Origin of the sequence: Microbacterium sp. No. 7 (assembly GCF_001314225.1) — a bacterium.
Taxonomy (GTDB): domain Bacteria; phylum Actinomycetota; class Actinomycetes; order Actinomycetales; family Microbacteriaceae; genus Microbacterium.
The window spans coordinates 850,910-875,779 of the sequence record NZ_CP012697.1 but is presented as its reverse complement, the minus strand read 5'-3'; the positions used below and the strand labels follow the sequence as shown (position 1 = coordinate 875,779).

The window sequence follows — 24,870 nt, the reverse complement described above, 5'->3', positions numbered from 1 at the left end:
GTGACTTTACCCGATCCGGCGGGCGACACCGCCGGATGTCCGATTCACTTCACCGTGTCGGCACACTACGCGCCAGCCGTCGGCAGAGTATGCGCCACGGTTGGACTTCGTCCGACGCGCATGTGCACGATGAAAAAGCCTTGCGGCACTTTCATCGAAGGCCGCGGGGGAATACTCAGCAAAGCGCCGGGAGTAAAGCTCCCCAGGCCATTGGAGGGCCCAAAACATATGAGCAACGAATTCGAAGAGGCGAAGGGCGTCGATCGCCGCACCATCGTGAAGGGTGCCGCCTGGTCGCTGCCCGTCATCGTCGCGGCCGCCAGCGCGCCGCTCGCGGCCGCCACCACGACCCCTCAGGGCAACCTGAAGGCGGAGGCCGTCGACTGCAACCTCATCAGTCTGAACATCGCCGGCAGCGGCGCCCCGGGCTTCCGCTACCTCGTCACCGAGGGCACGGTGAAGGCCGGCACGGAGATCGACGTCGAGGCCGGCGGTCTCGCCAACATCGACATCGGCAGCTGGCAGGTCAGCGACAGCACGGGCGGCACGTCGACGAGCGGCACGCCCAGCGGCATCAGCCTGCTGTTCCTCGGCGGCAAGACCGCCCGCATCCGCCTGCTGCGCGACTACGCCGTCGGCGAGTGGATCCGGGTCGGCATCACGGGCATCAACGCGAGCATCGTCGGCCGCTACACGACCAGCATCCTCACGCCGGACAGCGACCTCAACGACCAGAACGCCGGGTTCACCGCCGGCGGCGTGGGCCTGCTGAACGCCCTCGGCGCGTTCATCTGCTTCTCCGACGCGACGCAGCACGTGGAGCCCGCCGTGCTCCCGACCGTGGACGTGAAGGTCACCCCCAAGTGCCCGACGATCATCGGCGGCGCGCCGCGCTTCGAGATCGGCGTGAACGGCAGCGGCACGATCCCCGCCGGCACGAAGTTCCTGCTGTACAGCAACGCCGTCGCGAACATCAACTTCGGCGAGTGGCGGTGGAGCGGCGGCGGCAGCTCCGGCGCGGCCAACATGATCGACCTGCTCGGCCTGGGCGGGTCGGCGAAGATCGTCGAGCTTCCGCGCAACGTCACCGCGGGTACGCCCATCGAGCTCATCGCCGAGGGTCTCGGCGCGAACGTGGGCGTCAACGCGCGCCTCGCGTTCATCGGCTCCGACGTCAACTCGGCGAACAACACGGCCGGCGTCAACTTCACGGGCATCACCGTCGGCGGCCTGTTCGCGGGCAGCTGCCAGACCGTCTGATCCGACGATCGAGCGCGAAGTGTAACCCATGCCACCGATGGGGCGAGCGATTCCGTGAATTCTCGCCCCATCGGCGGCACTAATTCCACTCTTTCATCGACGCATGTTCTTGAGTGCCCCTGTCTATATACTGGCGATCCTGTCTTTGGCGACGGTCTTTCTCATCAGCGGCCTGTTGAAGCTCCTTTCCCCCTCCAGCACCCGCGCGGGATTGTCCGCTCTTCGCCTGCCCTCGCCTTTCTCGCAGCCATGGTTCGCGGTCGCGTGGCCGGCGACGGAGATCGTCCTCGCCATCGCACTGATCGTGTGCCCGTCGCCGCTGCATCTTCTCGCTCTCGCGGCCGCCGCGGCGGCGAACATCGCATTCCTCGTCGTGATCGTCCGCGCATCGCGTTTCGCCGAGGAGATCCATTGCCATTGCTTCGGGGCGATCGACAGCGCCCCCGTCTCGGCGGCGACCGTGCTGCGCAACGCGAGCCTCGTGGTCCTCTCGGCCGTCGCCCTGCTCGGCGCCCCTCGCGGCTCCTTCCTCGGGGCCGTGTCGCACCTCGGCGCCGACGCCGCCCTCTTCCAGCTGGGGCTCTTCCTGTGGGCGGGCCTCGCGGTCGCGGTCGCCCTGCAGTCGCTGACGCCGCGCGCTCCGCACGCTCCGCGTGCGGCGGCGGAGGCCTCCGCCGCCGAGCTCTCACGGCATCTGCTGCGGGACATCTTCGGCACCGAGCACGACGTGCGCCGCTTCGTCGACGCGGAGCAGTCGGTGCTCTTCTTCGTGAGCACGACGTGCGCCGCCTGCCGCGGGCTCACGCCTCAGATCGCCGAATGGATCCCGCAGCTGTCCGCGCGCGGCGTGCGCGTGCGGCTCGTCCTCGACTCCCCGCCCGAGGAGGCGATCAGCGCGTTCCCCGCCTTCGGGGCGCTCCTGCTGCACGACAGGGAGGGGCGACTCGCCCGGGAGCTCGGGCTCTCCACGGTGCCCAGCGCCGTGCACCTGGGCCGTGACGGCGTCGCCGGGGTCTCGACGGGGCCCGCGGCCGGAAGCATCGCGATCGAGACGCTGGTCGAGAACGTGCTCTTCGACGCGACGACGGTGCCCCGATGAGCACGAAGGACGCCTTCGCCCCCAAGATCGCGACCTACGCGTCGTTCACGGGCCGCGTCGGGGGCCGCCTTCACGGCGACGCCCACGGGGGCATCGCATCCTCGTCGTTCGTGGGGCTCGCGATCGGCGACATCGACGTCTTCCGGTTCACGGCCCAGGACGAGACGCTGCGGCTCAGTCAGTCGTTCTCGGCCGACACCCATTTGCTCCTCATCCGCTCGGAGGACGAGCGGATGATCGTCAGCCGCGAGGGCCGCGCGTCGCTGCACGTTCCCGATGGCGACGTCGCCCAGGTGCTCGTCTCCGACGGGATCGCGGTGCACCTGCCGCCCGCCGGCACGGCGACGGGGGTCGTGATCCCCGCCGACGCGATCAGCGAGTTCCGGCGTCTCACCTCGAACCCCGTGCGCAAGGTCGTGTCGAACCACGAGCTGGTCAAGCCCATCTGGGGCTTCCTCGACACCCTGCTGCTCGTCAGCCCGCCGTGGCCGAACCTCAGCGGCTACTTCATCGAGAACCTGCTGAACGCGATGCTCACCTCGATCATCGTGACCGGCGCGACCCACGGCCTGCCGACCGACGAGACGAACCGCATCGCCGCGCCCCGCCAGCTCGTGCAGCAGGCCCGCAACCACCTGGTCGCATACTCGCGCGACCCGCGGCTCACCTCGCAGAGCATCGCCGACGATCTCGGGGTCTCGCTGCGGTCGCTGCAGCGCGCGTTCTCCAGCACCGGGAGCACCCTCGCCAAGGAGATCCGTCTCGCGCGGGGCATGGCGGCGGTGTCGCTGCTGCAGTCGCCCGAGGGGCAGCTGCTGTCGCTCGACGAGATCGCCCGCCTCTCCGGCTACCCCGATGCGATCGCGCTGCGACGAGCGTTCCACAAGCTGGGTTTCGCGCAGCCGAGCAGCTACCGCTTCTCCACCCCGGCCGCACACGCCGGCCGTCACGAGGTCGCGGTCTGACCCCGCGCGGCCGCGGGCGTCACCCCTCCGTGGGCGGCGTCTCGCCGGTGGGCTCGAGGGTGGGGGTCGGCTCCGGAGTCGGCTCGGGCGTGGGCTCCGGAGTGGGCTCGGGCGTCGGCTCCGGAGTGACCTCCTCGGGGGTCGGCACGGTCTCGCCGCCGCCCTGCTCCTGCTCCTGCTCCTGCCGCTCGGCCTCCTCGGCCTCGCGCTCGGCGCGCACGCGCTCCTGATCGTCGCGCAGGGCGGCGACGGTCGCGCCGTACGCCTCCCACGTGGCGAAGCCGCCCTCGGCGAACGGATCCCCCGCGGCGACAGACGCGGCACTCTCGAGCACGGCCGCGCGGAACGGCTCGTCGGCATCCGGGTTCTGCTCGACGATCGCCGCGGCCGACGCGGGCAGCGTCGCGGTGAAGGTCGTGATCGCGGTGCGGAAGGCCGCGTCGGCCTGCTCGAGCGCCGTGCGCGCCGCGGCGACCTGCTCCGCCACGCCGTCGAGCTGGGTCGCCCGCTCGGCGAGCGCCGCGCGGGCGGCGTCGACCGCCTCGGGCGACTCGGTGTCGAACTCCGCGCGCACGTAGTCGTCGACCCTGGCCGGCAGCGTCACCGCCGCCAGCGCGCTCATGTAGGTCTGGCGCGCCTGCTCGGCGGCGGCGCGGGCGGGCTCGTCGCTCACGTCGGCCATGCCCGCGAGCGGCTGCGCGAACGTCTCGGCGCCGGCGGTGCCCGCGGCGCGGGCGGCGGATGCCGCGTCGATCTCGCCGTTGAGCTGCGCGATCTGCGCGGTGAGCCTCTGCTCGTCGGCCTCGAGGGCCTCCATCGCCTCGGCGGTCGAGGGCGGCGTGGCGAAGAGCAGGCCCAGCACGATCGCGGCCACGATCGCCAGCAGGGCGACGACGCCCGCGCCGATGCCGATCCAGAGCCGGCGGTTGCCCCGCGGCGGCTCGTCGGCCGCGAGCGCGGTGCGCGCGGGCACCGGCCCGGCGGGGGCAGGGACGGCGCCGGTGTCAGGGCGCTCGGGCGACACCTGCTCGAACACGAGCTCGGTCTGCGGCGCGTCCGCAAGGTCGTGCACCGGCAGGGCCTGCGTGTCGAGCTCGGCGATCGCGACGCGGTCGACGTCGTCGACCGCGAGCACGGCCGTCGCGATGGCGGCCTCGTCGTCCGGCTCCACGGGCGTCTCGCCGGCGGCATCGGCCTCGTCGACGGGCTCGGCCGGAGGCAGGAGCTCCGGCCCCGTCGTTCCGGGCCCCGTCACCGCGGGCTCGGCCACCGGAGGCTCGGTCACCGGCGGCTCGGTCAGCGGAGGCTCTGCCGCCGCGGGCACGGGGATGAGCGGCGGCAACGCCGGCGGCGCGACCGGGGACGTCACGGCAGCGGGCGGCACAACCGGGGGCACGTCGCCGCGCAGCAGCTCGTCGAAGGTCGGGCGCCGCACCTCGCGCACCGGCGGCGCGACCGGGGGCGTCACGGACGGCGGCGCGGCTGCGGCATCCGGCATCCACGCGGGTCCCGGCGCGTCCGCGGGCTCCGGGACGTCCTCGAGCGCCGATGCGTCCTCGAGCGCGGGCACGTCAGAGGAGTCGGGTCCGTCGGAGGGCTCGGGCCCGTCGAAGGACTCGGGCCCGTCATGGGACTGAGGCGCCCCGAAGGACCCGGGCGCCTCAAAAGAGTCCGGCGCGTCGAAAGACTCGGGCCCGTCGAAGGGCTCCGGCGCATCGAAGGACCCCCGCGCATCGGCGGCTGCGAGTGCCGCGCCATCCGCGAGCAGCGCCCCGACGCTCCCCGACACGCCGCTCCCGGCCTCGGCGCTCTCAGGCACAGGGCTCTCAGGCACAGCGCTCTCAGGCACAGGGCTCTCAGGCACGGCGCTCTCAGACTCAGAGATCTCAACCACAGGGCTCTCAGCCACGGCACCGCTCTCAGCCACAGGGCTCTCAGCCACGGCACCGCTCTCCGCCGCACCCTCGTCCTCGGACGCCGCGCTCCCGGGCATCCCCGCGTCGCCCCTGCTCGCGGCGCTGAGGGCCGAGACCGGCGCGATGCCGCCCGCCGGCCCGTCGCCGTCGTCGACCGGGGCGGGGTCGTCGACCGCCTCATCGTCGTAGTCGTCGGTGTCGTAGACGGGCACGTCGCGGTTCCGCTGCCACGCGGCCGCCGATCGCGGAGCCGGCGCGGCAGCGCCGTCGCCCATCAGATCGGCCGCGCGCGCCGCGACCTCGGCCGCCCAGGCCGAGACCGCGTCCGCCGTCGCATCGTCGGCCGGCGCCGGCGGCGTCAGGGCGAGCCCGGCATCCACGTCGCCGCGCTGCTCCCCCGCCTCGTCGAAGAGCCCGTCGTCGTCGAAGAGCCCGAACCCGTCGTCGCGGGCGGCATCGGGGCCGGCGGCCGCCGACCCGCCGAACAGCTCCGCGACGCCCGAGACGTCGATCGGCGGCAGGCCGCCGTCGGCGCCGTCGCCTCCGGCAGGCGTGCGTGCTGCCTCCCTGTCGAGGGGATCGTCGGTGCCGCCCATAGCCGTGGTTCCTTCGTTCGGCACGGGCGTGCCGCCCGCGAGACCTTGCTGATCAGACGGGAAGTCTAACGCCGCCGCGTGGCAGGGCACTGGACGCCGCCGCGCACCGTGACCATGCCGATACGTGCGACCGGCCGCTGCGCGCGCCGGCGCCTACCAGTCGGCGCGGTCGAGCTGGTCGGGGCTCGCGGCCTCGACACGGGCGTGCGAGATCTTGGGGTGGAACGGGCGCTCGAGGTGCTCGGTGCGCCCGACGAGCTCCTCGTGCATCTTCTCGCCCTCGCGCAGCCCCGTGAAGACGATGTCGACGTCCTTCCCCGACAGCTCGATCATGCGGCGTGCGACGTCGAGGATGCGCACGGGCTCCCCCATGTCGAGGATGAGCACCTCGCCCCCGCGGCCGATGCCGCCGGCCTGCACGACGAGCTGGCACGCCTCGGGGATGGTCATGAAGTAGCGCGTGACGTCGGGGTGGGTCACCGTCACGGGCCTGCCTGCCTCGATGAGGGCACGGAACGTCGGCAGCATCGATCCCCGGCTGCCGATGACGTTGCCGAACCGCACCGACAGGTAGCGCTTGCCGGGCTCGTTCTCGGCGACCCAGGCCGTGAGCCGCTCGGCGGCGCGCTTGGAGTGGCCGAGCACGCTGGCGGGGTTCGCGGCCTTGTCGGTCGAGATGTTCACGAAGGTGCCGACGCCCACGGCGCGGGCGGCCTGCAGCACGTTGAGCGTGCCGAGCACGTTGGTCTTCCAGGCCTCGTCGGGGTACTGCTCGAGCATCGGCAGGTGCTTGAGCGCCGCGGCGTGGAACACGACCTCCGGCCGCCGGTCGGCGAAGATCCGCTGCAGCGCATCGGCGTCGCGGATGTCGGCGAGCACGACGTCGCGGGTGTTCAGCAGGCCGTGGCCGAAGGTGCCGATCTGCGTCTGCTGCAGCCCGGTCTCGTCGCGATCGAGCATGATCAGCTCCGACGGGCCGAACCGCGCGAGCTGACGGCACAGCTCCGATCCGATCGACCCGCCCGCGCCCGTGACGAGGACGCGCCTGCCCGTGACGTAGCCGGCGATCGACTCCACGTTCGTGTCGACCGGCTGGCGGCCGATGAGGTCTTCGATCGAGATGTCGCGCAGGTCGGCGACGCGGTTCTTGTTGCTCAGGATCTCGCCGAACGGGGGCATGACCTTCACGCGCACGCCGGCCTCGCCCGCGACGTCGTGCACGCGGCGCATGAGCTCGGCGGTCGCCTGGCCGATGGCGACGATCACGGCCTCGGCGTCGGTGTCGGCGACGACCTGCGGCAGGTCGTCGAGCGTGCCGAGCACGCGCACCGAGCGCACCTGCGCGTTCCGCCGCGCGGGATCGTCGTCGAGCATGCCGACGATGCGGAACGGCGACTCCGCGTCGCCCGCGAGCGCCTTGACGAGGCGCGATCCGGCATCCCCCGCTCCGAAGATGACGACGGGCGTCGCCGACGTCGTCGGCCGGCGGTCGCGCTCCCAGGCGAGGCGCCGCACGTAGCGGGTCGCGAGCATGAGCACGAAGGCGATGGGCGCGGCGATGAGGACGACGCTGCGCGACACGTGCAGGGATGCCGGGAGCACGAGCAGCGGAACGGCGACGAGCGCCGTCGTGAGGCCGACGGCGCCCATGAGCGCCCGCACCTCCTCGAAGCTGCCGTCCGTGTAGCGACCGCGATAGAGATGCGTCGCCCACCCCGCGGCGAGCTGCACGAGCACGGCCGCGACGATCACGACGGCCAGCGGCGCCCACGCGACGCGGGCGAGGTCGAACTCGTGGCGCAGGGCCTCGGCCGCGACGAGCGAGAGGGCCCAGGCGAGCGCGTCGGTGGCGAACTGCACCCCGTGGCGTGCGCGGGGCGCAGAGCTCGCCGTCTGCTGGTTCACGATCCGTCTCCCGCGCGTGCTGCCATGCCGATCGTGCGGGACCGGCCTCGGTCGATCGTCCATTCTCGCACAGCGGCCGTGCAGCATTCCCCCCGGCGGCTCGTGCGAAGCTGGAGTCTGCTGCACGCCCCTGGCCGGCCGACGCGGACGCCCCGTCTGCAGATTGTGACCCACATGACCCAGCCGCTCCCCGAGATTCCGCCGCGGCCCGCGCCGCCGTCGGAATGGGTCGCGGCGCCGGTCCCGCCCCGGCCCCCGCTGCCGGCCGCGGCCGCGGGCAGGCGTCCCGGCATCCGCCTGCCGGGGGCGCCGATCGTGCTCGCCTGCTACGTGCTGGCGCTGGCGCTGATCGCCTTCTGGCCGACGCCCGTGGATGCCGGGGCGGGCCGTCTGCTGCGGTTCATCACGCGGGTGCTCCCCGTGCTGACCTACGAGCGCATCGAGTTCCTCGCGAACGTGGGGCTGTTCGTGCCGCTCGGGGTGCTGCTGGCCCTCGTGTTCGCGAGGGCGCGCCATCTGGTGCTGCCGACCGTGTTCCTCACGACGTTCACGATCGAGTGCATCCAGGCGCTGCTGCTGCCGGAACGCACGCCGAGCGTCATGGACATGGTCGCCAACACGGCCGGCGGATGCATCGGGCTGCTGCTCGTCGCGGGCCTGGAGGCGCTGCGGCCGCGACGCTGAGCGGCCCCGCGCACCGTGCGCCGCTTCGTAACGCGGCCGTCACCTCGGCGTCGATCACGCCGCGTATGGTCGCGCCATGAACAAGCATCGTCTCCGCGACTACCGCCGCGATCCGTGGTGGCTCCGCGAGTACGGCGGCATGCCCGGGTGGGCGATCGTCGCGATCTGCGTGCTGATCCTGGGCGTGCTGGCGGTCGCGCTCGTGATGCAGGCGACGGCCTGAGCCGCCGCGTGCGTCAGCGCCTCGTGGGCGACGTCGTCAGGCGACGAGAACCGCGGATCCGGGCTCGCTCAGGCTCGACCACGTCGCCGAGCCGCCGTTGATGAGGCTCATGGTCGGCGTCGCGGTGACCGGGCCCGCGACGGTGCCGGTGAAGTTGAAGCTCAGCGCGCCGCCGAAGCCGGCGGGCGTGCGCTGGAAGACGAACGTCTGCCCCGTCGCGGAGCCGACGAGCGTCCAGCCGGCGGGCGGCACGATCGTGACGTCCTGCGTGAACGTCACGATGACCTGCAGGGTCGCGTCGGCGGGCGGGTTCGTCCACGGGTTCGCCCGGTAGGAGATCTGCGTCGAGAACGTGCCGGACAGGCCGCTCTGCGCAGCCTCCACCTTCGTGTAGGTGCCCACGGACTCCGCGTCCCAGTAGTAGTTGGCCTCGTCGTTCGGCACCGTGCCGGTCGCGGCGGCGACGGGGGCGGCGGCCACGACGGCGATGGCGGGCAGCGTCCAGGCGACGCCCTTCAGCAGGGCGCGACGCGGCAGACCCCCCGAATGCTCGGTTCCCGTGGTCCCTCGTGTGCGCGACATGCCGTTGGCTCCTCTTCTGCGTCGTCTCCGTCCCCGGGAGTGTACGCGCCGGTGCCTGGGCAACCGCTCGGTGCCCGCAACGCGCGGTCACGCGGTCGAGGGCGTCACGCGGTGGCGGTGACCGCCCCGGAGAGCGGGTCGGCCTGGAAGCCCTCGCCCGCCGCGTTGTAGGCGACCGCGGCCACGACGGAGAGCTCGACGCGATATGCGCGGCCCCGCACGAGATAGGGAGCGGCGCCGGGCACATTCTGCCGAAAGGCGAACTGATTCGTCGATCCCGTCTGGGTGAGCACCGCGTCGCCCGACAGTGAGATCACCGCGGCATTCGTCGTCGTGTCGATCACGTTCAGCGTCCAGCTCGTCATGATCTGCGCCGGCACATTCGAGGGGTAGTTTCCGCCCGGAAAGTTTCCGTACTGGTAGTAGTAGTCGAAATTCACGGCGAGATAGGGCGTATCCCAACTCTGATACCCATAGACGCCCAGCGCCGTCAGCACGAGGGCCTTGCCCGTCTGCGGCGGCGACGTGGTCGTCGCCGCCGCGAGAGGCGCCGCGACCGCCGCGGCCACGATCGGCGCGGCCCACGCGCCCGCCTTCACGACCGCGCGACGCGATGCCGTGCCGTCGCCGGAATTGCGCTCGCCCGTGCCCATGAAAAGGCCTCCACAAGTGATATCAATAAACGAGTGTCCTCGCAGACATCCGGCAGGCCGGGGGGATGACGCAGGTGTGAAGCGAGAGCGAAATTCTACGCCTCCCCCGGCTCCCGTGCAAAACGGCAACACAGAACACGTCATACGACAGCACGGAATGCGCCATCGCGGTAAAACGCAAAAAGCATACGTAATACTGGACAACCCGGGAGGGCCGGAAGAGCCGGCTCGCACAGCACCCGGGACAAGATCTCAAGAGGCTTCGTGGAACTTCGCGACTATCTCGCCCTGCTCAGGTCGCACTGGCTGGCTCTGGTCGCCACGACCGTGCTCGGCGCAGCCCTGGCCTTCGGCTGGACGGCGCTGCAGCCGCGCGTCTACACGGCCGACGCCTCGGGGTTCATCTCCACCGGATCGAGCAGCAGCCTCGCCGAGGCGTCGATCGGCGACTCGTACGCGAAGGCGCGCGCCGCGTCGTACGTGGACATCGCGAAGAGCCGCGCCGTCGCCGAGTTCGTGATCGCCGACCTCGGTCTCGACACGACCCCCACCGAGCTCGTGCGCGACATCACGGTGACCAACCCGATGCAGTCGGTGACGATCAAGGTCAGCGCCGACGCGGGATCGCCCGAGGAGGCGAGCGCGCTCGCGAACGCGTGGCTGCTGGGGATCGTGCACCAGGTGACGATGATCGAGAACGAGGGCAGCGTCGATGACATCGGCGCCTCCGGCGAGGGCGACTCCATCGTGCGGCTCGTGCCGATCGACTCCGCCGAGCTGCCGACGTCGCCGAGCTCCCCCAACGTGCGGCTCGCCCTCGCGATCGGCGCGCTCCTCGGCCTCGTGATCGGCCTGGCCTACGCGCTCGTGCGCCGGGTGGTCGACCGTCGCGTGCGCACCGTCGACGGCATCGAGCGCGAGCTCGGCGTGCCGGTGCTCGGCGCGGTGCCGACCAACAAGCGGCTCTCGTCGGGCGACCGTCTCGGCGCTGCGCAGTTCGACGCCTTCCTCGGCCGCGGGCCGGCGGGCGAGGCGGGCGTGACCGAGTCGTTCCGCCAGCTGCGCACGAACCTGCGCTACATGAACGTCGACGACCCGCCCCGCGTGATCGTCGTGACCTCTCCCCTGCCCGGCGACGGCAAGTCGACCGTCGCGGGCAACCTCGCGATCGCGATGGCGGCGAGCGGCCAGCGCGTCATCCTCATCGACGGCGACCTGCGCCGCCCGACCGTCGCGACCACGTTCGGCCTGCCCGAGGGCGCGGGCCTCACCGACGTGCTCATCGGCACCGCGACCGCGCGCGACGTGGCGCACCCCGTGGGCGTCGACCGCAACCTGCTCGTCATCGGCGCGGGCAACACCCCGCCGAACCCGACGGAGCTGCTCGGCTCGCAGCGCATGCACCGCCTGCTCGAGGCGCTGTCGGAGCAGGCGACCGTGCTCGTCGACGCCCCGCCGCTGCTGCCCGTGACCGACGGCGCCGTGCTCGCCGCGGGCGCCGACGGGGCGCTCGTGGTCGCCGCCTCGAACAGGACGACCTATGAGCAGCTCGCCAGGGCGCTCGGCGACCTCGAGCGGGTCTCGGCCCGCTCGCTCGGCGTGATCCTCAATCGCGTCTCGACGCGCACCGGCGAGTCGATGGGCTACTACCGCTACGACGACGCCGCACGCGAGACGAGCGCCGCGAAGCGCTGAATCGCGGCCGATGATCGGGCGGTCGCCACGACGGTCGCGTCGGTGTTGCGGGAGCGTGCTCTCGGCTCAGCTGCGGCCGAGGCGCTTCGCGGCGCGGAGGTAGACGTCGAGCTGGCTGCGCAGCCCCACGGCGACCGCTTCGAGCGCGACCGCTTGGACCTCGTCGGGCGTGTAGCGGTAGACGAGGCGGAAGCGGGGCTTGCTGCTGCCGTCGGGGTCGAAGTAGAGCTTGTAGCAGTCGGAGAGGTCGCCGGTCTGGACGTGCTCGCCCAGTGCGACGCCGCGGACCTTCCCGTCTCGCACGAGCACCAGCATGTCCAATGCCATCTTCCGCGCCTCAGGGCTCGGAAGCGCGTAGACGTCGGTGTCGAATCCCGGCAGGCTGGTCAGCCTGAGCCTGGCTCGCGCGGCCACTACGAGTAGTCAGCCGGGTTCAGACCGATCTGCTCGGCGAGCTCGCTCAGCGGCCGAGCCTCACCCGCGGCGGAGCGTTCGCGCACGAGCTTCGCGATCTCGATCTCTTCGATCGCCGGCAGCAGCTGCGAGTACAGCTCGAACGGGATGACCACGGCCTCCGGTTTGCGGTGGGCACCGAAGATCAGAGGTGCGGCGGACTCGCCCTCGGCACGGAAGCGCCGCAGTGCCTTGGGCAACTCGTCACGAGCCGCGTGACTGGGGAGGATCTCTGCGATGGCCATGGGATCATCTTATCAAAGATGAACACAAACAGGTACATATTTCGGTGCATGACTCACCAAGCGCGCAAACGGCGTGCAAACGGGAGGCGCCGCGAAGCGCTGAATCGCGGCCGATCCCGCCGACCGCGTACGATCGATGCGGGGACGTCGATGGCCGCGAGGGGATGCCATGTTCGAGATCATGACCGTATGCACGGGCAACATCTGCCGTTCACCGCTCGCCGAGGTGCTGCTGCGCGCCCGGCTGGCCGATCTCGACGTACGGGTGCACAGCGCCGGGACGCAGGGTCTCGACGCCGCCCCGATGACCTCTGAGGCGCAGCGCCTCGCGGTCGAGTTCGGCGCGCGCGTCGAGGATGCCGGCGACCACCGCTCGCGATTCCTGACCGAGCGCGACCTCGTCTCCCCCGACCTGATCCTCGCGCTCAGCCGCGAGCACCGGCGCCGCATCATCGACATGGCGCCGGCGCGCATGCGCCGCACGTTCACGGCCCGCGAGTTCGCGCGGCTCGCCGTGGAGCTGAGCGACGCCGAGATCCGCGACGCCGCGACCGAGGGCGGCGACGACCAGCCCGCGCGCCTGCGCGCGGCCGTCGCCGCGGTCGCGGGCCTGCGCGGCATGATCCCCCCGCCGGCCGACGCCGCCGACGACGACGTGATCGACCCGTACCGCCGCTCGTGGGAGACCTATCAGCTCTCCGCCTCGCAGCTGCTGCCCGGCGTCGACCAGGTCGTCCGCGTGCTCGGCCTCGCGGCCGCACGCTGAGCGACGCGCGGCCCCGCAGGGGCGAGCCCCGGCGCACCCCGTGGGCGTCACCCCTGCGAAACCCCCTCTTAATGCACGATCAGTAAGGTCACACTCATGGCGAACCCCATCAAGGCTGTCATTCCCGCTGCGGGCCTCGGCACGCGCTTCCTTCCCGCGACGAAGGCGATGCCGAAGGAGATGCTCCCGGTCGTCGACAAGCCGGCCATCCAGTACGTGGTCGAGGAGGCGGTCGCGGCGGGCATCGACGACATCCTCGTGATCATCGGCCGCAACAAGAACGCACTGGCCAACCACTTCGACCGCGTGACAGAGCTCGAGCACACCCTCGAGCAGAAGGGCGACCACTCGAAGCTCTCCCGGGTCACCGCCACGTCGTCGCTCGCCGACATCCACTTCGTGCGGCAGGGCGACCCGCGCGGACTCGGCCACGCCGTGCTGCGCGCCCGCAAGCACGTCGGCAACGAGACGTTCGCCGTGATGCTCGGCGACGACCTCATCGACGCGCGCGACCCGCTGCTGTCGCGGATGATCGACGTCTCCACGCAGCGCGCGGCGACGGTCGTCGCGCTCATGGAGGTCGACCCGTCACAGATCCACCTCTACGGCTGCGCCGACGTCGACGCCACCGACGAGACGGACGTCGTCACGATCAAGGGCCTCGTCGAGAAGCCGTCGGCCGAGGAGGCGCCGAGCAACCTCGCCATCATCGGGCGGTACGTGCTGCGGCCCGAGATCTTCGACGTGCTGGAGACCACTCCTCCCGGCAAGGGCGGCGAGATCCAGCTGACCGACGCGCTCGAGGTGCTCGCGGCCGACGCCGAGATCGCGGGCCCCGTGCTGGGCGTCGTCTTCTCGGGCCGCCGCTACGACACGGGCGACCGGCTCGACTACCTGAAGTCGAGCATCCAGCTCGCGCTCGACCGCGAGGACCTCGGTCCCGATCTGGCCGCCTGGATCAAGGAGATCGCTCCGACCATCTGACGGCGGAGCCGGCCGGCATCCACCACCGTCGTACCGGCACGACCCGGCACACGGGTGAGACGGCGTGCTCGGCGCATCGCGCCCTGGCACGCTGTCTCACCCGTGTGATACTGTGTGCCGCAGCGCGGAGCACTTCTCCGCATGGACGCGTTCTCTCTCAGCTCGAGGAGGAGTTGTGATGGTCGCCACTGTGATCCTCGGTCTCATCGCCGGATGGGCCGTCGTCGCGCTCGTCGTCGGCGCGCTCATGGCGCGCATCATCCGCCGCGCCGAGCGCGAGGAGCGCATCGTGCGCGAGCCCGCGCTCAACCGCGTCGCCCACTTCGCCGAGACGGCCGCCACCGCCGATCGGTGACGGCCGCCGTACAGGCCGGAGCGGTCAGTAGGCGCCGTCGCTCGCCACGACGGCGCGCACCGTCTTGAGCAGGATGACGAGGTCGCCCGTCATCGTCCAGTTCTCGACGTAGAAGAGGTCGAGGCGCACGGTCTCGTCCCAGTCGAGGTTCGAGCGCCCGCTCACCTGCCAGAGGCCCGTGATGCCGGGCTTCACCAGGAACCGGCGATGCACGAACTGCGAGTACTGCTCGACCTCGCGCGGCAGCGGCGGCCGCGGCCCCACGAGCGACATCGAGCCGAAGAGCACGTTGAACAGCTGCGGCAGCTCGTCGAGGCTGAAACGGCGCAGCACCTTGCCGATGGGGGTGACCCGCGGGTCGTCCTTCATCTTGAACATGACGGCGTTGCCCTTGTCCCGCTCGGCGTCCTCCAGCTCGGCGAGGCGCTCCTCGGCGTCCATGTACATGGAGCGGAACTTCAGCATGTGGAAGCGCCGGCCCTTCAGCCCGATGCGCTCCTGGCGGAACAGCACCGTGCCGGGCGTGCTCAGCCGCACGATCATCGCGATCGCGACGAGCAGCGGCGCGAGCAGGATGATGAGCGCGCCGGACGAGACGATGTCGAAGAGCCGCTTGGCGTAGAGCTTGCCGCCGTCGTAGCGCGGGGTCTCGACGTGGATGAGGGGCACCCCGGCGACGGGCCGGGTGTGGATGCGCGGGCCGCCGATGTCGGTGAGGCTGGGCGCGACGATGAGGTGCTGCCGGCCCGGCTCAAGCTTCCAGCTCAGCTCGCGCACGGCGTCGGCCGAGAGCTCGTTCGCGCTCGTGATGACGACCGTGTCGGCACCGGTCACCTCGAGCGCCTCGATGAGCCGGTCGAGCGAGCCCGAGACGGGGATCCCCTCCAGGCCCGGGATCTCGCCCGCGACCTGCCCACTGGACGTGCAGGCGCCCACGACGCGCAGGCCCGCCGAGGGCGACCGGCGCAGGTCGCTCGCGGTCTTCGCGATGGACTTCTCCGACCCCACCAACACGACCCGGTGCGACATCTCCCCGGCCCGCCGCTTGGCCGCGAGCCACTGCCGCGCCATCCAGCGGCTGAGCACGAGGCCGATCACGCCCGTCGGGAAGGCGACGAAGAGGAAGCCCCGCAGCCCGTCGACGGGCACGACGTAGGCGACGAGCGCCAGCGCGCCGAACACCACGAACGTCGAGCGCAGCACGCGACGGTACTCGGTGACCCCCGTGCCGACGACGCGCGGCGAACGGCTGCCCGAGATCGTGAGCATGAGCATCCACACGACGACGCAGCCGATGCCCAGCGCGACGCCCGCGGGCCCGTGCGCGATCGACCTCGTCGCGGAGCTCGCCCCGAACAGGCCCGCCGCGAACACCGCCAGGGTCATGACCATCGTCATGACCAGCAGGTCGGACGCGACGAGGATGCGACCGTACACCTGCGGCCACGCGGCCGGCTTCGGGCGCCGCGCATCGCGAACGGCGTGGACGTGCGGCAGCGCCTCAGCCACCGTGTCTCCTATCATCTGCATACGAACCTCCACCTTCGTGAAGACGACTCGTGGTCAGAGCCAGGACTGGAACGTTGTGATCATGTCGCCGTTGACCCAATCGGGCACATAGTGGCCGTTCACCCCCACGCCCGCGGGGGTGACGAACGTGCGCGAGGACACCTCCGCCGCGACCGGGTTGGCCCGTGCGATGAGCGCGAGCCCGTGCTTGTCGGCGGGCACGACGAGGTCGTTCGTCGCGGCGGCGACGCGGATGCGGGCGCCCGTCCACGCCGACTGCGGCAGGCGCGCGGCGTTCTGCGGGGCCAGCGCCCACAGGTCGCCGCCCGCCGCGGCGAGGTCGGGGGCGTACACGGGCTCGAAGCGGGCCCGGTCGCGGATCGCGAGATCCTCCATGTCGTAGGTCGCGCTCGCGAGGTACATCCCGCGCTGGGCGGGGAGCCAGCGGTTGCCGTAGGCCAGCGTCATGAGCGAGCCGCCGCCCGAGTTCGCCCGCAGCAGGCTGACCGACACCCGGCCGAGACCGTTCACGTAGGCGATGGCGTTCTTCTGCGCGCGGATGGCGATGCTGCTCGTCCACGCGCTCGCGCCGCCGTAGTCGGGGCAGATGCAGACCGCGCCGAGCTCGACGAGACGCTCGGCGGGCCACTGGAAGGCGCTGCTGAGCGCCGTGTAGCGGCTGCCGTTCGCGTGGTAGAACCACACGACCGGCACGCCGGTCGACAGCCGCGGCAGCACGGAGTGGGGGATGAAGAGGCGCGCGAGATCGCCCTGGATGCTCACGTCGATCGCCTCGTAGGCGGTGCCGTTCGCCGTCACGTGCGTGTCGTCGCGCCGCGTCTCCCCCGCGAGCAGGGGGATCACCGAGTAGTTGGGCGCCGCAGCCGCCGTCGAGATCGGCACGAGCGCGGCGAGGGTCCCCGCCACGGCACCCGTGAGGACCGTGCGGCGGGAGACGGAAGGCGTGCGTGAGGGTTCCATTGCGTCCTTTCGCGGTGCCGCCCTCGACAAGCGGCGGCACCCCTTAACACCTGACCCCCGGATGCCAGAGTAGGGGGCGGTCGCGCGGCGTCCAGGACCTCCGGAGGACATTTCACACGGAATTAACGCGGGTTTACCTCACCGGCCGAATTGACATCCGAGGGATTCGGCGATGTAACCGACTCGTCGTGTGGCGGCCCTACCGTGGGTCGCGTCGCGCCGCGCGAGCGGCGGCCGGAGAGACGCGGGAGAGACCCATGACGCAGCTCGATGCGACCATCGTCATCCCGGTGCGCAACGGCGCCGAGCACCTCGTGGCCGCGATCGACCAGGCGCTCGCGGCGGCGACGGCGGACACCGAGATCGTCGTCGTCGACGACGCGTCGAACGACGCGACGCTGTCGATCGCGCGGGCGCTGCAGCGCCGGCATCCGTCGGTGCGCGTCGTGCGCACCCCCGCGTCGGCCGGCGTCGCCGCGGCGCGGGAGCTCGGCGCCGCGCACGCGCGCGGGCGCTTCGTGTGGTTCGTCGACGTGGACGACCGCTGGCCCGCCGACGCCCTGCGCACGCTGCTCGCCGCGGCCCACAACGCCGACGCCGCGATCGTCGTCGCGCAGGCCGAGTACCTGACGCCGGCCGGGCGCATCAAGCCCGTCGAGGGGTTCCGCGCCCCGACGGTGCTCGACGGCCGTGCGGCGTTCTCGCGGTTCCTGCGCGACGACATCACGGGCTTCCTGTGGAACAAGCTCATCGCGCGCGAGCTGCTCGCCTCGGTGACGTTCGCCCGCACGACCGTGCACTCCGACCAGGCGCTCGTCGCCCAGCTGCTCGGCCGCGCCGCGTCGGTCGCGCTGGTGCCGGCCGTCGTCTACCGCTACGTGCAGCGTCCGGGGTCGCTCGTGCGGGCGGGGCGCCCCAAGCACGCGTCGCTGCGCGCGGTGCAGGAGATCACGCACGAGGTCGCGGCCGAGGTCGATCGCGACGGCGCGCTGCGCGACGGGCTCGACCACTACGACCTGCGCAGCATCGTGCTGCCGAGCGCCGAGGACCTGCTGTCGCCCGGGCTCGACGCCCGCGGCCGCGCGGAGATCCGGCGGCGCACCCGCGACGAGGCGCACCCGGAGCGCATCGCCGCGGCCCGGCGCCGGGGCGACCGGCGCACGTGGGCGCTCGGGCTCGCCGCCCGGCACGCTCCCCCGCTCTACGAGCTGTACCTGCGCCTGCAGCGCCGCCGCGCGCGGATCGGGCGCGCCTGACGGCACGGTGCGGACGGCCGTCGCGACGTCGCGGCTACCCGCGGAGGTGCTGCTCGAAGAAGGCGAAGACGCGGGCGACGTTGTCGGGCGTGAGGAGCTGCTGGCCGTGCGAGGCGCCGGGCTCGACCACGAGCTCCGCGGCGACGCCGGCGGACTCGAGCCGCGCGCGGAGCGCGTCGGGCTGCTGCCACGGCACGATCTCCGACTCGCCGGCCAGCAGCAGCATCGGCGCGTCGCTCGCGTCGACGTGCGTGACGGGGGATGCCGGCACCGAGGCGGGGCACGCCGTGGTGCCCGCCCGCTCGCATCCGAGGTAGGCGAGGATGGTCGCCGCCGCCTCGGGCGCGGCCGTGCCGAGCGTGAGCCCCGTGTCGGTCATGTCGGCGACGGGCGACAGCGCGGCCACCGCGGCGACCCGCGCTCCCTCCGTGAGCGGGCCCTCGCCGTCGACGCCCAGGGATGCCGCGATGATCGCGCCCGCGGAGCTTCCCAGCACCCCGATGTGATCGGGGTCGACGCCGTACCGGTCGAGCTGCGCGGGCTGCCGCAGCCATTCCACGGCGGCCGCGGCGTCCTCGACCTGGGCGGGGTACGTGGACTCCGGGACGAGGCGGTACTCGATCGCGAAGGCGGCGTAGCCCTGCGCCGCGGCATCCTCGCACAGCGCGTACATCGCCGAGGGCGAGCCGGCGACGAAGCCGCCGCCGTGGATGAGCAGGAGCGTGGGGCGGGGCGACGGCGCGTCCGGCGCGAAGCAGGCGCGGGCGCTCAGCTCGACGTCGCCGATCGTGCGGTAGACGACGTCCTCCTTCTCGACGACGAGCCGGGTCGGGGCGGGCGTCACGACGGGCGGCGTGATCGACGGCGCGGGCGGCGGCGCGGTGTAGGCGCAGCCGCCGCACGCGAGCAGGGCGGCGGCGAGCGCGAGCGCGGCGCCGGCACGGGGAAGGCGGGCGAGGGGGCCGTGGGTCATCGCATCACTCCGGATCGGTTGCGGCGGGGCGGGCGGCGGCGGTGCGCCGGCGGCTCGACAGCCACGAGGGCGGCGGGATGTAGAGCCACTTCCACCGTCCCGTGAGCCGGATGAGCTGCCGCGTCGCGACGACAACGATCGCGGTGCCCGCGAACAGCGTGGCCGACTGGACGAGCACGGGCCAGCCGGGCGCGGCGAAGAGGCCGAGCACGAACGTCAGCACGGCCACGACGTAGAGGTGCAGCACGTAGATCTGCATGCTCGTGTCGCCGAGGTCGGACACGAACCCGAGCGGCCGCAGCCGGACGAGCTGCTTGGACGCCAGCAGGCCGGCGACGACCGCGGCCGCCTGGGCGACCAGCGCCGCGAACGGCACCTGCGCGACGAACGGCACGTACAGCGCGCCGCCCGTCACGGCGAACGCGCCGACGGCGAGGAGCAGCTGCCGCGTGTTCGACCGGATGACGAACGAGCTGAGGCGGGACGCGTAGTGCAGCCCGACGAGATAGAACACGAAGAGCCCGCCCACGCGGTCCCACACCACGGTGCCGCTCGTGATCCAGCCGCTCGTGATGAGCGCCGCCAGCACGGCCGCCGGGATGATCTGCACGAGCGGCGGCACGCGGCGCAGCAGCCACGCCGCGACGATGAAGAGGAGCATCGCGTAGAGGAACCAGTAGATGCTCGACGGGCCTGTGACGATCTCCACGAGGCCCCACGGGTCGCGGGACCTCTCGTGCCCGATGTGCGCGTTCAGGTCGGGGAACGCGAAGAAGAACGCGAACCGGAAGAGCGACCACAGCACGTACAGGTAGGCGATGGGGAGGATGCGGCGGCGCCAGAGGTCGGCGAACGACCACGTGAGCGATCGCGGCGCGAACAGGCCCGCGAGCAGCATGAAGACGGGCATGGGGAACAGGTCGAGGATCACCTTGAGCCGGCCCGGCAGCCCCCAGACGCCCTCGCTGCTGAAGTAGATCATCGTGTGGTAGAGCACGACGAGCAGGATCGCGAGGCCCTTCGCGAACGCGACCCACGCCTTCGTCCCGACATCGCGGCGCACCCATCGGGCAAGCGGTGGCGATGGCGTGGTCACTGCGACCTCCCGAGGTGCGGGGTCTTCCGGGGTGTGGGACTTCCCGAGGCGGTCGCCTCCCGGGGCGGCCTGGCGGACGCGCGGATGCGTCCGGACGATCGTGCGATCAGGCTAGGCGCCGCACGTTAACGCGCTGTGTCGCGAACGCTACGGCTCCCTCAACCCTTCGGTGTTGCGCCGGGAGAGCGCGCGCACGTGCGGCAGGCGCTCGTCCACGGCCTGCCGCAGGGGGCCCGGCGGCGACAGCTCGCGTCGCGCCGAGGCGATCGCCGCGACGGCGAAGCCGCGCTGCGGCGCGAGGCACAGCTCGGGCCGGCCGAACATGTCGGCGAGCCCGTCGACCTTGCCCTGCGTGTTCAGCACGATCGCCGGCACGCCCTGCGAGAGGGCGATGACGGCCAGGTGCATGCGGCCGGTCACGACGACCTGCGCGCCGCGGGCGAGCGCGCGCACGTCCGCGGGGGCGAGCAGCTCGTCGACGAGCCTGACGCGCGCGTCGCCGGCCCGCGCGTGGATGCGCCGGCACACGTCGATGTCGTCGTCGTTCGGGCGCGACACGTGCGGCACGAGCACGACGTCGACCTCGTCGGCGAGCGCGCGGACGAGGTCGACGTAGTCGTCGACGAGGTCGAGCCGGCGCGCGACGAGGGCGCTCGCGTTGACGAGGGCGTACGGCCGGCCCGCGGCGACGATCCCGGCCGGCACGGCGCCGACCGCGTCGGCCGCGAACACGAGGTCGGCGACGGTGCGCACGCGCGACACGCGGTCATCCATGAGCCGCTGCGCGGAACGCGGGTCGCGCGCGAGCAGTCGCACGCCGCGCGCTCCCGCGTGCGCGACGGCGCGGCGCGCGGCGCGGCGCGCCCGGCCGTTCCAGCTGAACCCGAGCACGCGGGCATCGACGCCGGCGCGCGCGGCGGCCTCGGCGAGCACGGCGCGCGCCACCGATGCGCGGGTGTTGTAGTGCCCGTCCATGATGTCGGCGCCGACGACCGAGAACGACCGCGCCGCCGCGAGCACGCGGGCGAACGCGGCGAGCGCGCCGCGCCGGGCGGCCCCCGTGCCGTAGACGAGCGCGGGCATCGGCACGACGGTGACGCGGTCGCGATGGTCGTCCCTCACCCGCACGTCGTCGACGCCGCGCACGAGGGCGACGACGGGCCCGTCGACCCCGTCGACGAACGCCTCGAACATCGCCTGGTCGCCGATGTTCCCGCCGCCCGGGGCGCAGAGGAGCACGTGCGCGCGCGGCGCGCGCGGATCGGCGGGCGCGAGCCCGGCGGCGACCGCGGCGAGGGCGCGGCGGCGCGGGATGCCGGTGCCGAGCCACGCGTCCTCGGCGAGCCGCCGCGCGCGCCAGAGGATGCCGCCGATCATCGTGCGCCCCGCCGCTGCGCCGCCGCCTCGACGACCTCGCCGAGCGCGCGGCTGCTCGCCTCCGCCGTGAAGCGCTCGAGCCATCGGGGCACCTCGGTCATCGGCAGCGTCGCCGCCTCGGCGACGGCGTCCGCGAGGCTGCGCGCGTCGCCCGCGGCCGCGAGCACGCCCGTGACACCGGGCACGACGGCATCCGCCACGCCGAGCGCGGTCGAGGGGGCGACGCTGGGCACACCGCGCGCGGCCGCCTCGACGAGCACGTTGCCGAGCCCCTCGCGGGCCGATGCGAGCAGCAGCACGGAGTGCGGGGTCAGCGCGGCGGGCCAGTCGGCGAGCCAGCCGTGGTCGACGACGGGGATGCCGGCGGCCCGCGCCGCGGCGCGCACGTCGGCGCCGAGCGGGCCCGCGCCGATCAGCACGAGCCGCGCGTCGCGGCCCTCCTCGCGCAGCGCGGCGACGACGTCGACGGCGACGAGCGGGCGCTTCTGCGCGACGAGCCGTCCCGCGAGCACGACGTCGATGCGGTCGCCGCCGGGCTGCCGGGCGACCCGCGCGCCGGCCGGCTCCGCGAGCGCGGGGTTGAGCACGACCGAGCAGCGGCCGGCCCGCGCGCCGAAGGCCGCGACGAGCTCGGCCGCGACGGGGTGCGAGCAGGCCACGACGTGGTCGGCGAACCGGTACGACAGCTTCGCGAGGCGGATCTTGACGCGGTGCGGGAGCGACGACCCGGCGAGGCCCAGCGAGATGAGGTTGTGCTCGGTCACGACGACGGCCCACGGCGTGCGACGCCGGCCGAGCCGCGCGGCGAGCGCCACGAGGTCGGGGTAGGTCTGCAGGGCCACGACGGCCGCGGCGCCGAGATCGTCGGCCTCGCGGGCGACGCGTCGCGCCCGGCCGCCGTGCGGGTGCGCGCTCGCGTCGACGAGCTCGACGGCGGGGTCGAGCCGCTCGGCGCCCTCGGTGTCGGAGAGGGCGACGACCCGCACGCGCCAGCCGGCCGCGGCCAGCCCGTTCGCCCATGCCACGCCGACCGCCTCGGCTCCGCCGCCGCGCAGCGATGTGACCGCGAAGACCACCCGATGTCGCTGCATGTCGCGTCCGCCTCTCCCACCGACCGATTCGAGTCACCTCTCGCCGACGCCGGTGTGGCCGAGCGGTAGCAGACAATATCACCCGATAGAAAACTCCTCGTAACGAAACCGATCACCTCCCTGGATAACGTGAGTGCGGCAGAGGGGAGGTCCGGTGACCTCGGAAACGACAGTGAGCGTGAGCATGCCTCGACGCACGCTGTTCGTCGCTTCGTCGGGGGGTCACGTCAGCGAGCTGCTGCGCCTGCTCCCGCACATCGAGCCCACGGACGACTCGCTGTGGGTCACCTTCGACACGCCCCAGACGAGGTCGCTGCTGTCGGGACGCCGGGTGGAGTTCGTGCGCTACGTGCGCCCGCGGGATCCCGTCGGCGTGCTGCGCGCGATCCCGCAGTTCACGCGCATCCTGCGCCGCGAGCGGTTCGACCTCGTTGTCAGCACGGGGGCGGGCATCGCCCTCGCGGCGCTCCCCCAGGCACGCCTGCGCGGCATGCGCGCGCTCTACATCGAGAGCGTCGCGCGCGTGTCGGGCCCGTCGCTCACGGGGTCGATCCTGTCGGTGCTGCACGCGTGCGAGCTGCGCACGCAGCATCCGGCGTGGGCGCGCGGACGGTGGCAGGTGCATCCCGGCGTGCTCGGCAACTATCAGCGCGTGCCCGACCCGGGACGGGCGACCGACCGGCCTCGCATCCTCGTCACGCTCGGCACGATCGAGGGCTACCGGTTCGACAGTGCCGTCGACGCCGTGCTCGCGACCGGCCTCGCCGACGAGCGCACGATCTGGCAGCTCGGCGCCACGACGCGGCACGATCTGCCGGGCGAGGCGCACACGACGGTGAGCCCTGAGGAGATGAGCGCCTTCATCGCGCGCAGCGACATCGTGGTCTGCCACGCGGGCGTCGGCACGCTCATGATGCTGTTCGACGCGGGCCACCACCCCGTCGTGCTCGTGCGCCGGTCGAGCCGCGGCGAGCACGCCGACGACCATCAGGCGCAGCTCGGCGCGCTGCTCGCCGAGCGCGGGCTGGCCGTCGTGCGCGAGACGACGGAGCTGGATGCCGCGACGATCACGGACGCGACGGCGTTCCGCATCGACGCGCTCGTCGAGCCGCCCGCTTGGGAGCCGGGGTGACGCGCGCGCCCACGATCTGGCACGTCGGCCAGGTCGAGCCGGCGCCGGGCGGCATGAGCCAGGTCATCCGCGCCTATCTCGGCTGGCCGTCGTTCGCGACGACCCAGCGCGGCGTCGCGAGCCACGGCGACGGGTCGTGGCCGCGGCGCCTCGCCCTCTTCGCCCGCGCCCTGGCGACGGTCGCGACGCGGCCGAGCCGCCGGCACGACGTCGTCGTGTGCCACCTCTCGGAGGGCGGCTCGTTCGTGCGCGAGGGGGCGGTCCTGCTGCTCGCGCGCCTGCGCGGCGTCGCGACGGTCGCCCAGCTGCACGGCAGCCGTTTCGTCGAGTTCGCGGAGCGGCATCCCGCGCTCGTCGGCGCCGTGCTGCGCCGCGCCCGCCGCGCGCTCGCGCTGAACGCCGAGACCGCCGCGATGGCCCGGGCCGTCGCCCCCGGCCTCGTCGTCACGCTGCTGCCGAACGCCGTCGACCCGGCGCCCCGGCGCGACACGGAGGCCCTCGTCGTGTTCGGCGGCGAGGTGGGGCCGCGCAAGGGCGCCGACCTGCTCGTGCGGGCATGGCGGGACCTCGACGACCGCCGCGGCCACCGCCTCGTGTTCGCCGGCCCTATCGTCGACGAGGCCGTCGTCGACCGCGCGGCGCCCGACGTCGACTACCTCGGCGCGATCCCGCACGACGAGCTGCTGGCCCTGCTCGACCGCGCGCGCGTCGCGTGCCTGCCGTCGTACCGCGAGGGCCTGCCGATGTTCGTGCTCGAGGCGATGGCGCGGTGGACGTGCGTCGTCGCGACGCGCGTCGGCGGCACCCCGCAGGCCCTCGCCGACGGCGCGGGGATGCTCGTCGACGCCGGCGACCTGGCCGCCCTGACGCGCGCGCTGTCGGCGGCGACGACGGACGGCGCCTGGGAGGAGCACGCGGTCCGCGCGCACGCGCGCGTGACGTCGACGTACGCCGCCGACGTCGTGTTCCCGCGCGTCGAACGGGAATGGCTCGCGGCGCGCGACGGCGCGGCGCGCTGAGCCGCGACCCGCGGTCGCACACAGATCGACCGCTGCCCGCAACCCCTGCGTAACG

The 24,870-nt window shown here is 72.9% G+C and carries 24 protein-coding genes; 12 read left to right on the top strand and 12 right to left on the bottom strand.

Annotation, left to right across the window (positions count from 1 at the left end; translation table 11 throughout):
• Positions 1-228 precede the first annotated feature (228 nt).
• From AOA12_RS03905 to AOA12_RS03895, 3 genes are all read left to right on the top strand, one after another.
• Positions 229-1,260: a hypothetical protein gene (locus AOA12_RS03905; protein WP_054680447.1), complete on the top strand. Its 1,032-nt coding sequence runs from the start codon at positions 229-231 to the stop codon at positions 1,258-1,260.
• Positions 1,261-1,363: 103 nt separating this feature from the next.
• Complete coding sequence (locus AOA12_RS03900) at positions 1,364-2,359, top strand: TlpA family protein disulfide reductase (RefSeq protein ID WP_335337367.1); 996 nt, start codon at positions 1,364-1,366, stop codon at positions 2,357-2,359.
• Complete coding sequence (locus tag AOA12_RS03895; RefSeq protein ID WP_054680439.1) at positions 2,356-3,324, top strand: AraC family transcriptional regulator; 969 nt, start codon at positions 2,356-2,358, stop codon at positions 3,322-3,324. Before AOA12_RS03900 ends, AOA12_RS03895 begins: the two co-directional genes overlap by 4 nt.
• A gap of 19 nt (positions 3,325-3,343) precedes the next feature.
• On the opposite strand, the gene AOA12_RS03890 is transcribed toward AOA12_RS03895, so the two are convergent.
• Together AOA12_RS03890 and AOA12_RS03885 are read right to left on the bottom strand one after the other, a co-directional pair.
• The gene (locus AOA12_RS03890; protein WP_054680436.1) at positions 3,344-5,836 is read right to left on the bottom strand and encodes a hypothetical protein; all 2,493 of its coding nucleotides are present in this window, start codon (positions 5,834-5,836) and stop codon (positions 3,344-3,346) included.
• A gap of 153 nt (positions 5,837-5,989) precedes the next feature.
• Positions 5,990-7,741: a polysaccharide biosynthesis protein gene (locus AOA12_RS03885; protein WP_231637172.1), complete on the bottom strand. Its 1,752-nt coding sequence runs from the start codon at positions 7,739-7,741 to the stop codon at positions 5,990-5,992.
• Between the two features lie 174 nt (positions 7,742-7,915).
• On the opposite strand from AOA12_RS03885, the gene AOA12_RS03880 reads away from it, so the two are divergent.
• Both AOA12_RS03880 and AOA12_RS22970 read left to right on the top strand, forming a co-directional pair.
• Complete coding sequence (locus tag AOA12_RS03880) at positions 7,916-8,425, top strand: VanZ family protein (RefSeq protein ID WP_082405910.1); 510 nt, start codon at positions 7,916-7,918, stop codon at positions 8,423-8,425.
• A 76-nt stretch (positions 8,426-8,501) separates the two neighbouring features.
• On the top strand, positions 8,502-8,648 hold the full coding sequence (locus tag AOA12_RS22970; RefSeq protein ID WP_156366387.1) for a hypothetical protein: 147 nt from the start codon (positions 8,502-8,504) through the stop codon (positions 8,646-8,648).
• A gap of 36 nt (positions 8,649-8,684) precedes the next feature.
• On the opposite strand, the gene AOA12_RS03875 is transcribed toward AOA12_RS22970, so the two are convergent.
• Complete coding sequence (locus tag AOA12_RS03875) at positions 8,685-9,230, bottom strand: hypothetical protein (RefSeq protein ID WP_054680433.1); 546 nt, start codon at positions 9,228-9,230, stop codon at positions 8,685-8,687.
• 104 nt (positions 9,231-9,334) lie between these two features.
• Positions 9,335-9,883, bottom strand: a complete 549-nt coding sequence (locus AOA12_RS03870; RefSeq protein ID WP_054680430.1) for a hypothetical protein — start codon at positions 9,881-9,883, stop codon at positions 9,335-9,337.
• A gap of 264 nt (positions 9,884-10,147) precedes the next feature.
• Between AOA12_RS03870 and AOA12_RS03865 the strand changes: the two genes are divergently transcribed.
• Positions 10,148-11,578 (top strand): polysaccharide biosynthesis tyrosine autokinase, encoded by a 1,431-nt coding sequence (locus AOA12_RS03865; RefSeq protein ID WP_054680428.1) that lies wholly within the window; start codon positions 10,148-10,150, stop codon positions 11,576-11,578.
• Between the two features lie 66 nt (positions 11,579-11,644).
• On the opposite strand, the gene AOA12_RS03860 is transcribed toward AOA12_RS03865, so the two are convergent.
• A complete protein-coding gene (locus tag AOA12_RS03860) occupies positions 11,645-11,905 on the bottom strand; it encodes a hypothetical protein (protein WP_054686773.1) in 261 nt (86 codons plus the stop codon).
• Between the two features lie 86 nt (positions 11,906-11,991).
• Positions 11,992-12,276 carry a hypothetical protein gene (locus AOA12_RS03855; protein ID WP_054680425.1) on the bottom strand — a complete coding sequence of 95 codons (285 nt, stop codon included), beginning with the start codon at positions 12,274-12,276 and terminating at the stop codon, positions 11,992-11,994.
• A 169-nt stretch (positions 12,277-12,445) separates the two neighbouring features.
• Between AOA12_RS03855 and AOA12_RS03850 the strand changes: the two genes are divergently transcribed.
• The 3 genes from AOA12_RS03850 (at position 12,446) to AOA12_RS22965 (ending at position 14,381) form a co-directional block, all read left to right on the top strand.
• Positions 12,446-13,042 carry an arsenate reductase/protein-tyrosine-phosphatase family protein gene (locus AOA12_RS03850; protein ID WP_082405909.1) on the top strand — a complete coding sequence of 199 codons (597 nt, stop codon included), beginning with the start codon at positions 12,446-12,448 and terminating at the stop codon, positions 13,040-13,042.
• Positions 13,043-13,138: 96 nt separating this feature from the next.
• Complete coding sequence (gene galU, locus AOA12_RS03845; RefSeq protein ID WP_054680419.1) at positions 13,139-14,026, top strand: UTP--glucose-1-phosphate uridylyltransferase GalU; 888 nt, start codon at positions 13,139-13,141, stop codon at positions 14,024-14,026.
• A gap of 178 nt (positions 14,027-14,204) precedes the next feature.
• Positions 14,205-14,381: a hypothetical protein gene (locus tag AOA12_RS22965; protein ID WP_156366386.1), complete on the top strand. Its 177-nt coding sequence runs from the start codon at positions 14,205-14,207 to the stop codon at positions 14,379-14,381.
• A gap of 24 nt (positions 14,382-14,405) precedes the next feature.
• Here AOA12_RS22965 and AOA12_RS03840 read toward each other — a convergent pair whose 3' ends face one another.
• On the bottom strand, positions 14,406-15,890 hold the full coding sequence (locus AOA12_RS03840; RefSeq protein WP_231637171.1) for a sugar transferase: 1,485 nt from the start codon (positions 15,888-15,890) through the stop codon (positions 14,406-14,408).
• 54 nt (positions 15,891-15,944) lie between these two features.
• Positions 15,945-16,871: a hypothetical protein gene (locus AOA12_RS03835; RefSeq protein ID WP_054680415.1), complete on the bottom strand. Its 927-nt coding sequence runs from the start codon at positions 16,869-16,871 to the stop codon at positions 15,945-15,947.
• 257 nt (positions 16,872-17,128) lie between these two features.
• Between AOA12_RS03835 and AOA12_RS03830 the strand changes: the two genes are divergently transcribed.
• Positions 17,129-18,127 carry a glycosyltransferase family 2 protein gene (locus tag AOA12_RS03830; RefSeq protein WP_054680411.1) on the top strand — a complete coding sequence of 333 codons (999 nt, stop codon included), beginning with the start codon at positions 17,129-17,131 and terminating at the stop codon, positions 18,125-18,127.
• 34 nt (positions 18,128-18,161) lie between these two features.
• Here AOA12_RS03830 and AOA12_RS03825 read toward each other — a convergent pair whose 3' ends face one another.
• The 4 genes from AOA12_RS03825 to AOA12_RS03810 form a co-directional block, all read right to left on the bottom strand.
• Entirely contained in the window at positions 18,162-19,100 is a 939-nt protein-coding gene (locus AOA12_RS03825; protein ID WP_054680408.1) for an alpha/beta hydrolase, read from the bottom strand.
• Between the two features lie 4 nt (positions 19,101-19,104).
• The gene (locus AOA12_RS03820; protein ID WP_197281048.1) at positions 19,105-20,196 is read right to left on the bottom strand and encodes an acyltransferase family protein; all 1,092 of its coding nucleotides are present in this window, start codon (positions 20,194-20,196) and stop codon (positions 19,105-19,107) included.
• A gap of 147 nt (positions 20,197-20,343) precedes the next feature.
• A complete protein-coding gene (locus tag AOA12_RS03815) occupies positions 20,344-21,573 on the bottom strand; it encodes a polysaccharide pyruvyl transferase family protein (protein ID WP_054680402.1) in 1,230 nt (409 codons plus the stop codon).
• Positions 21,570-22,664, bottom strand: a complete 1,095-nt coding sequence (locus AOA12_RS03810) for a glycosyltransferase (RefSeq protein ID WP_082405907.1) — start codon at positions 22,662-22,664, stop codon at positions 21,570-21,572. The genes AOA12_RS03815 and AOA12_RS03810 overlap by 4 nt, the downstream gene beginning before the upstream one ends.
• A 184-nt stretch (positions 22,665-22,848) precedes the next feature.
• Between AOA12_RS03810 and AOA12_RS03805 the strand changes: the two genes are divergently transcribed.
• Positions 22,849-23,796 carry a glycosyltransferase gene (locus AOA12_RS03805; RefSeq protein ID WP_054680395.1) on the top strand — a complete coding sequence of 316 codons (948 nt, stop codon included), beginning with the start codon at positions 22,849-22,851 and terminating at the stop codon, positions 23,794-23,796.
• Positions 23,793-24,815: a glycosyltransferase family 4 protein gene (locus AOA12_RS03800; RefSeq protein WP_054680392.1), complete on the top strand. Its 1,023-nt coding sequence runs from the start codon at positions 23,793-23,795 to the stop codon at positions 24,813-24,815. Before AOA12_RS03805 ends, AOA12_RS03800 begins: the two co-directional genes overlap by 4 nt.
• Positions 24,816-24,870: the final 55 nt, after the last annotated feature.

Bases quoted from the DNA above. Each gene is read 5' to 3' on its own strand.
- AOA12_RS03905 (WP_054680447.1), top strand. From the start codon at position 229: ATGAGCAACGAATTCGAAGAGGCGAAGGGCGTCGATCGCCGCACCATC.
- AOA12_RS03900 (WP_335337367.1), top strand. From the start codon at position 1,364: ATGTTCTTGAGTGCCCCTGTCTATATACTGGCGATCCTGTCTTTGGCG.
- AOA12_RS03895 (WP_054680439.1), top strand. From the start codon at position 2,356: ATGAGCACGAAGGACGCCTTCGCCCCCAAGATCGCGACCTACGCGTCG.
- AOA12_RS03890 (WP_054680436.1), bottom strand. From the start codon at position 5,836: ATGGGCGGCACCGACGATCCCCTCGACAGGGAGGCAGCACGCACGCCT.
- AOA12_RS03880 (WP_082405910.1), top strand. From the start codon at position 7,916: ATGACCCAGCCGCTCCCCGAGATTCCGCCGCGGCCCGCGCCGCCGTCG.
- AOA12_RS22970 (WP_156366387.1), top strand. From the start codon at position 8,502: ATGAACAAGCATCGTCTCCGCGACTACCGCCGCGATCCGTGGTGGCTC.
- AOA12_RS03875 (WP_054680433.1), bottom strand. From the start codon at position 9,230: ATGTCGCGCACACGAGGGACCACGGGAACCGAGCATTCGGGGGGTCTG.
- AOA12_RS03870 (WP_054680430.1), bottom strand. From the start codon at position 9,883: ATGGGCACGGGCGAGCGCAATTCCGGCGACGGCACGGCATCGCGTCGC.
- AOA12_RS03860 (WP_054686773.1), bottom strand. From the start codon at position 11,905: ATGGCATTGGACATGCTGGTGCTCGTGCGAGACGGGAAGGTCCGCGGC.
- AOA12_RS03855 (WP_054680425.1), bottom strand. From the start codon at position 12,276: ATGGCCATCGCAGAGATCCTCCCCAGTCACGCGGCTCGTGACGAGTTG.
- AOA12_RS03850 (WP_082405909.1), top strand. From the start codon at position 12,446: ATGTTCGAGATCATGACCGTATGCACGGGCAACATCTGCCGTTCACCG.
- galU (WP_054680419.1), top strand. From the start codon at position 13,139: ATGGCGAACCCCATCAAGGCTGTCATTCCCGCTGCGGGCCTCGGCACG.
- AOA12_RS22965 (WP_156366386.1), top strand. From the start codon at position 14,205: ATGGTCGCCACTGTGATCCTCGGTCTCATCGCCGGATGGGCCGTCGTC.
- AOA12_RS03835 (WP_054680415.1), bottom strand. From the start codon at position 16,871: ATGGAACCCTCACGCACGCCTTCCGTCTCCCGCCGCACGGTCCTCACG.
- AOA12_RS03830 (WP_054680411.1), top strand. From the start codon at position 17,129: ATGACGCAGCTCGATGCGACCATCGTCATCCCGGTGCGCAACGGCGCC.
- AOA12_RS03825 (WP_054680408.1), bottom strand. From the start codon at position 19,100: ATGACCCACGGCCCCCTCGCCCGCCTTCCCCGTGCCGGCGCCGCGCTC.
- AOA12_RS03815 (WP_054680402.1), bottom strand. From the start codon at position 21,573: ATGATCGGCGGCATCCTCTGGCGCGCGCGGCGGCTCGCCGAGGACGCG.
- AOA12_RS03810 (WP_082405907.1), bottom strand. From the start codon at position 22,664: ATGCAGCGACATCGGGTGGTCTTCGCGGTCACATCGCTGCGCGGCGGC.
- AOA12_RS03805 (WP_054680395.1), top strand. From the start codon at position 22,849: ATGCCTCGACGCACGCTGTTCGTCGCTTCGTCGGGGGGTCACGTCAGC.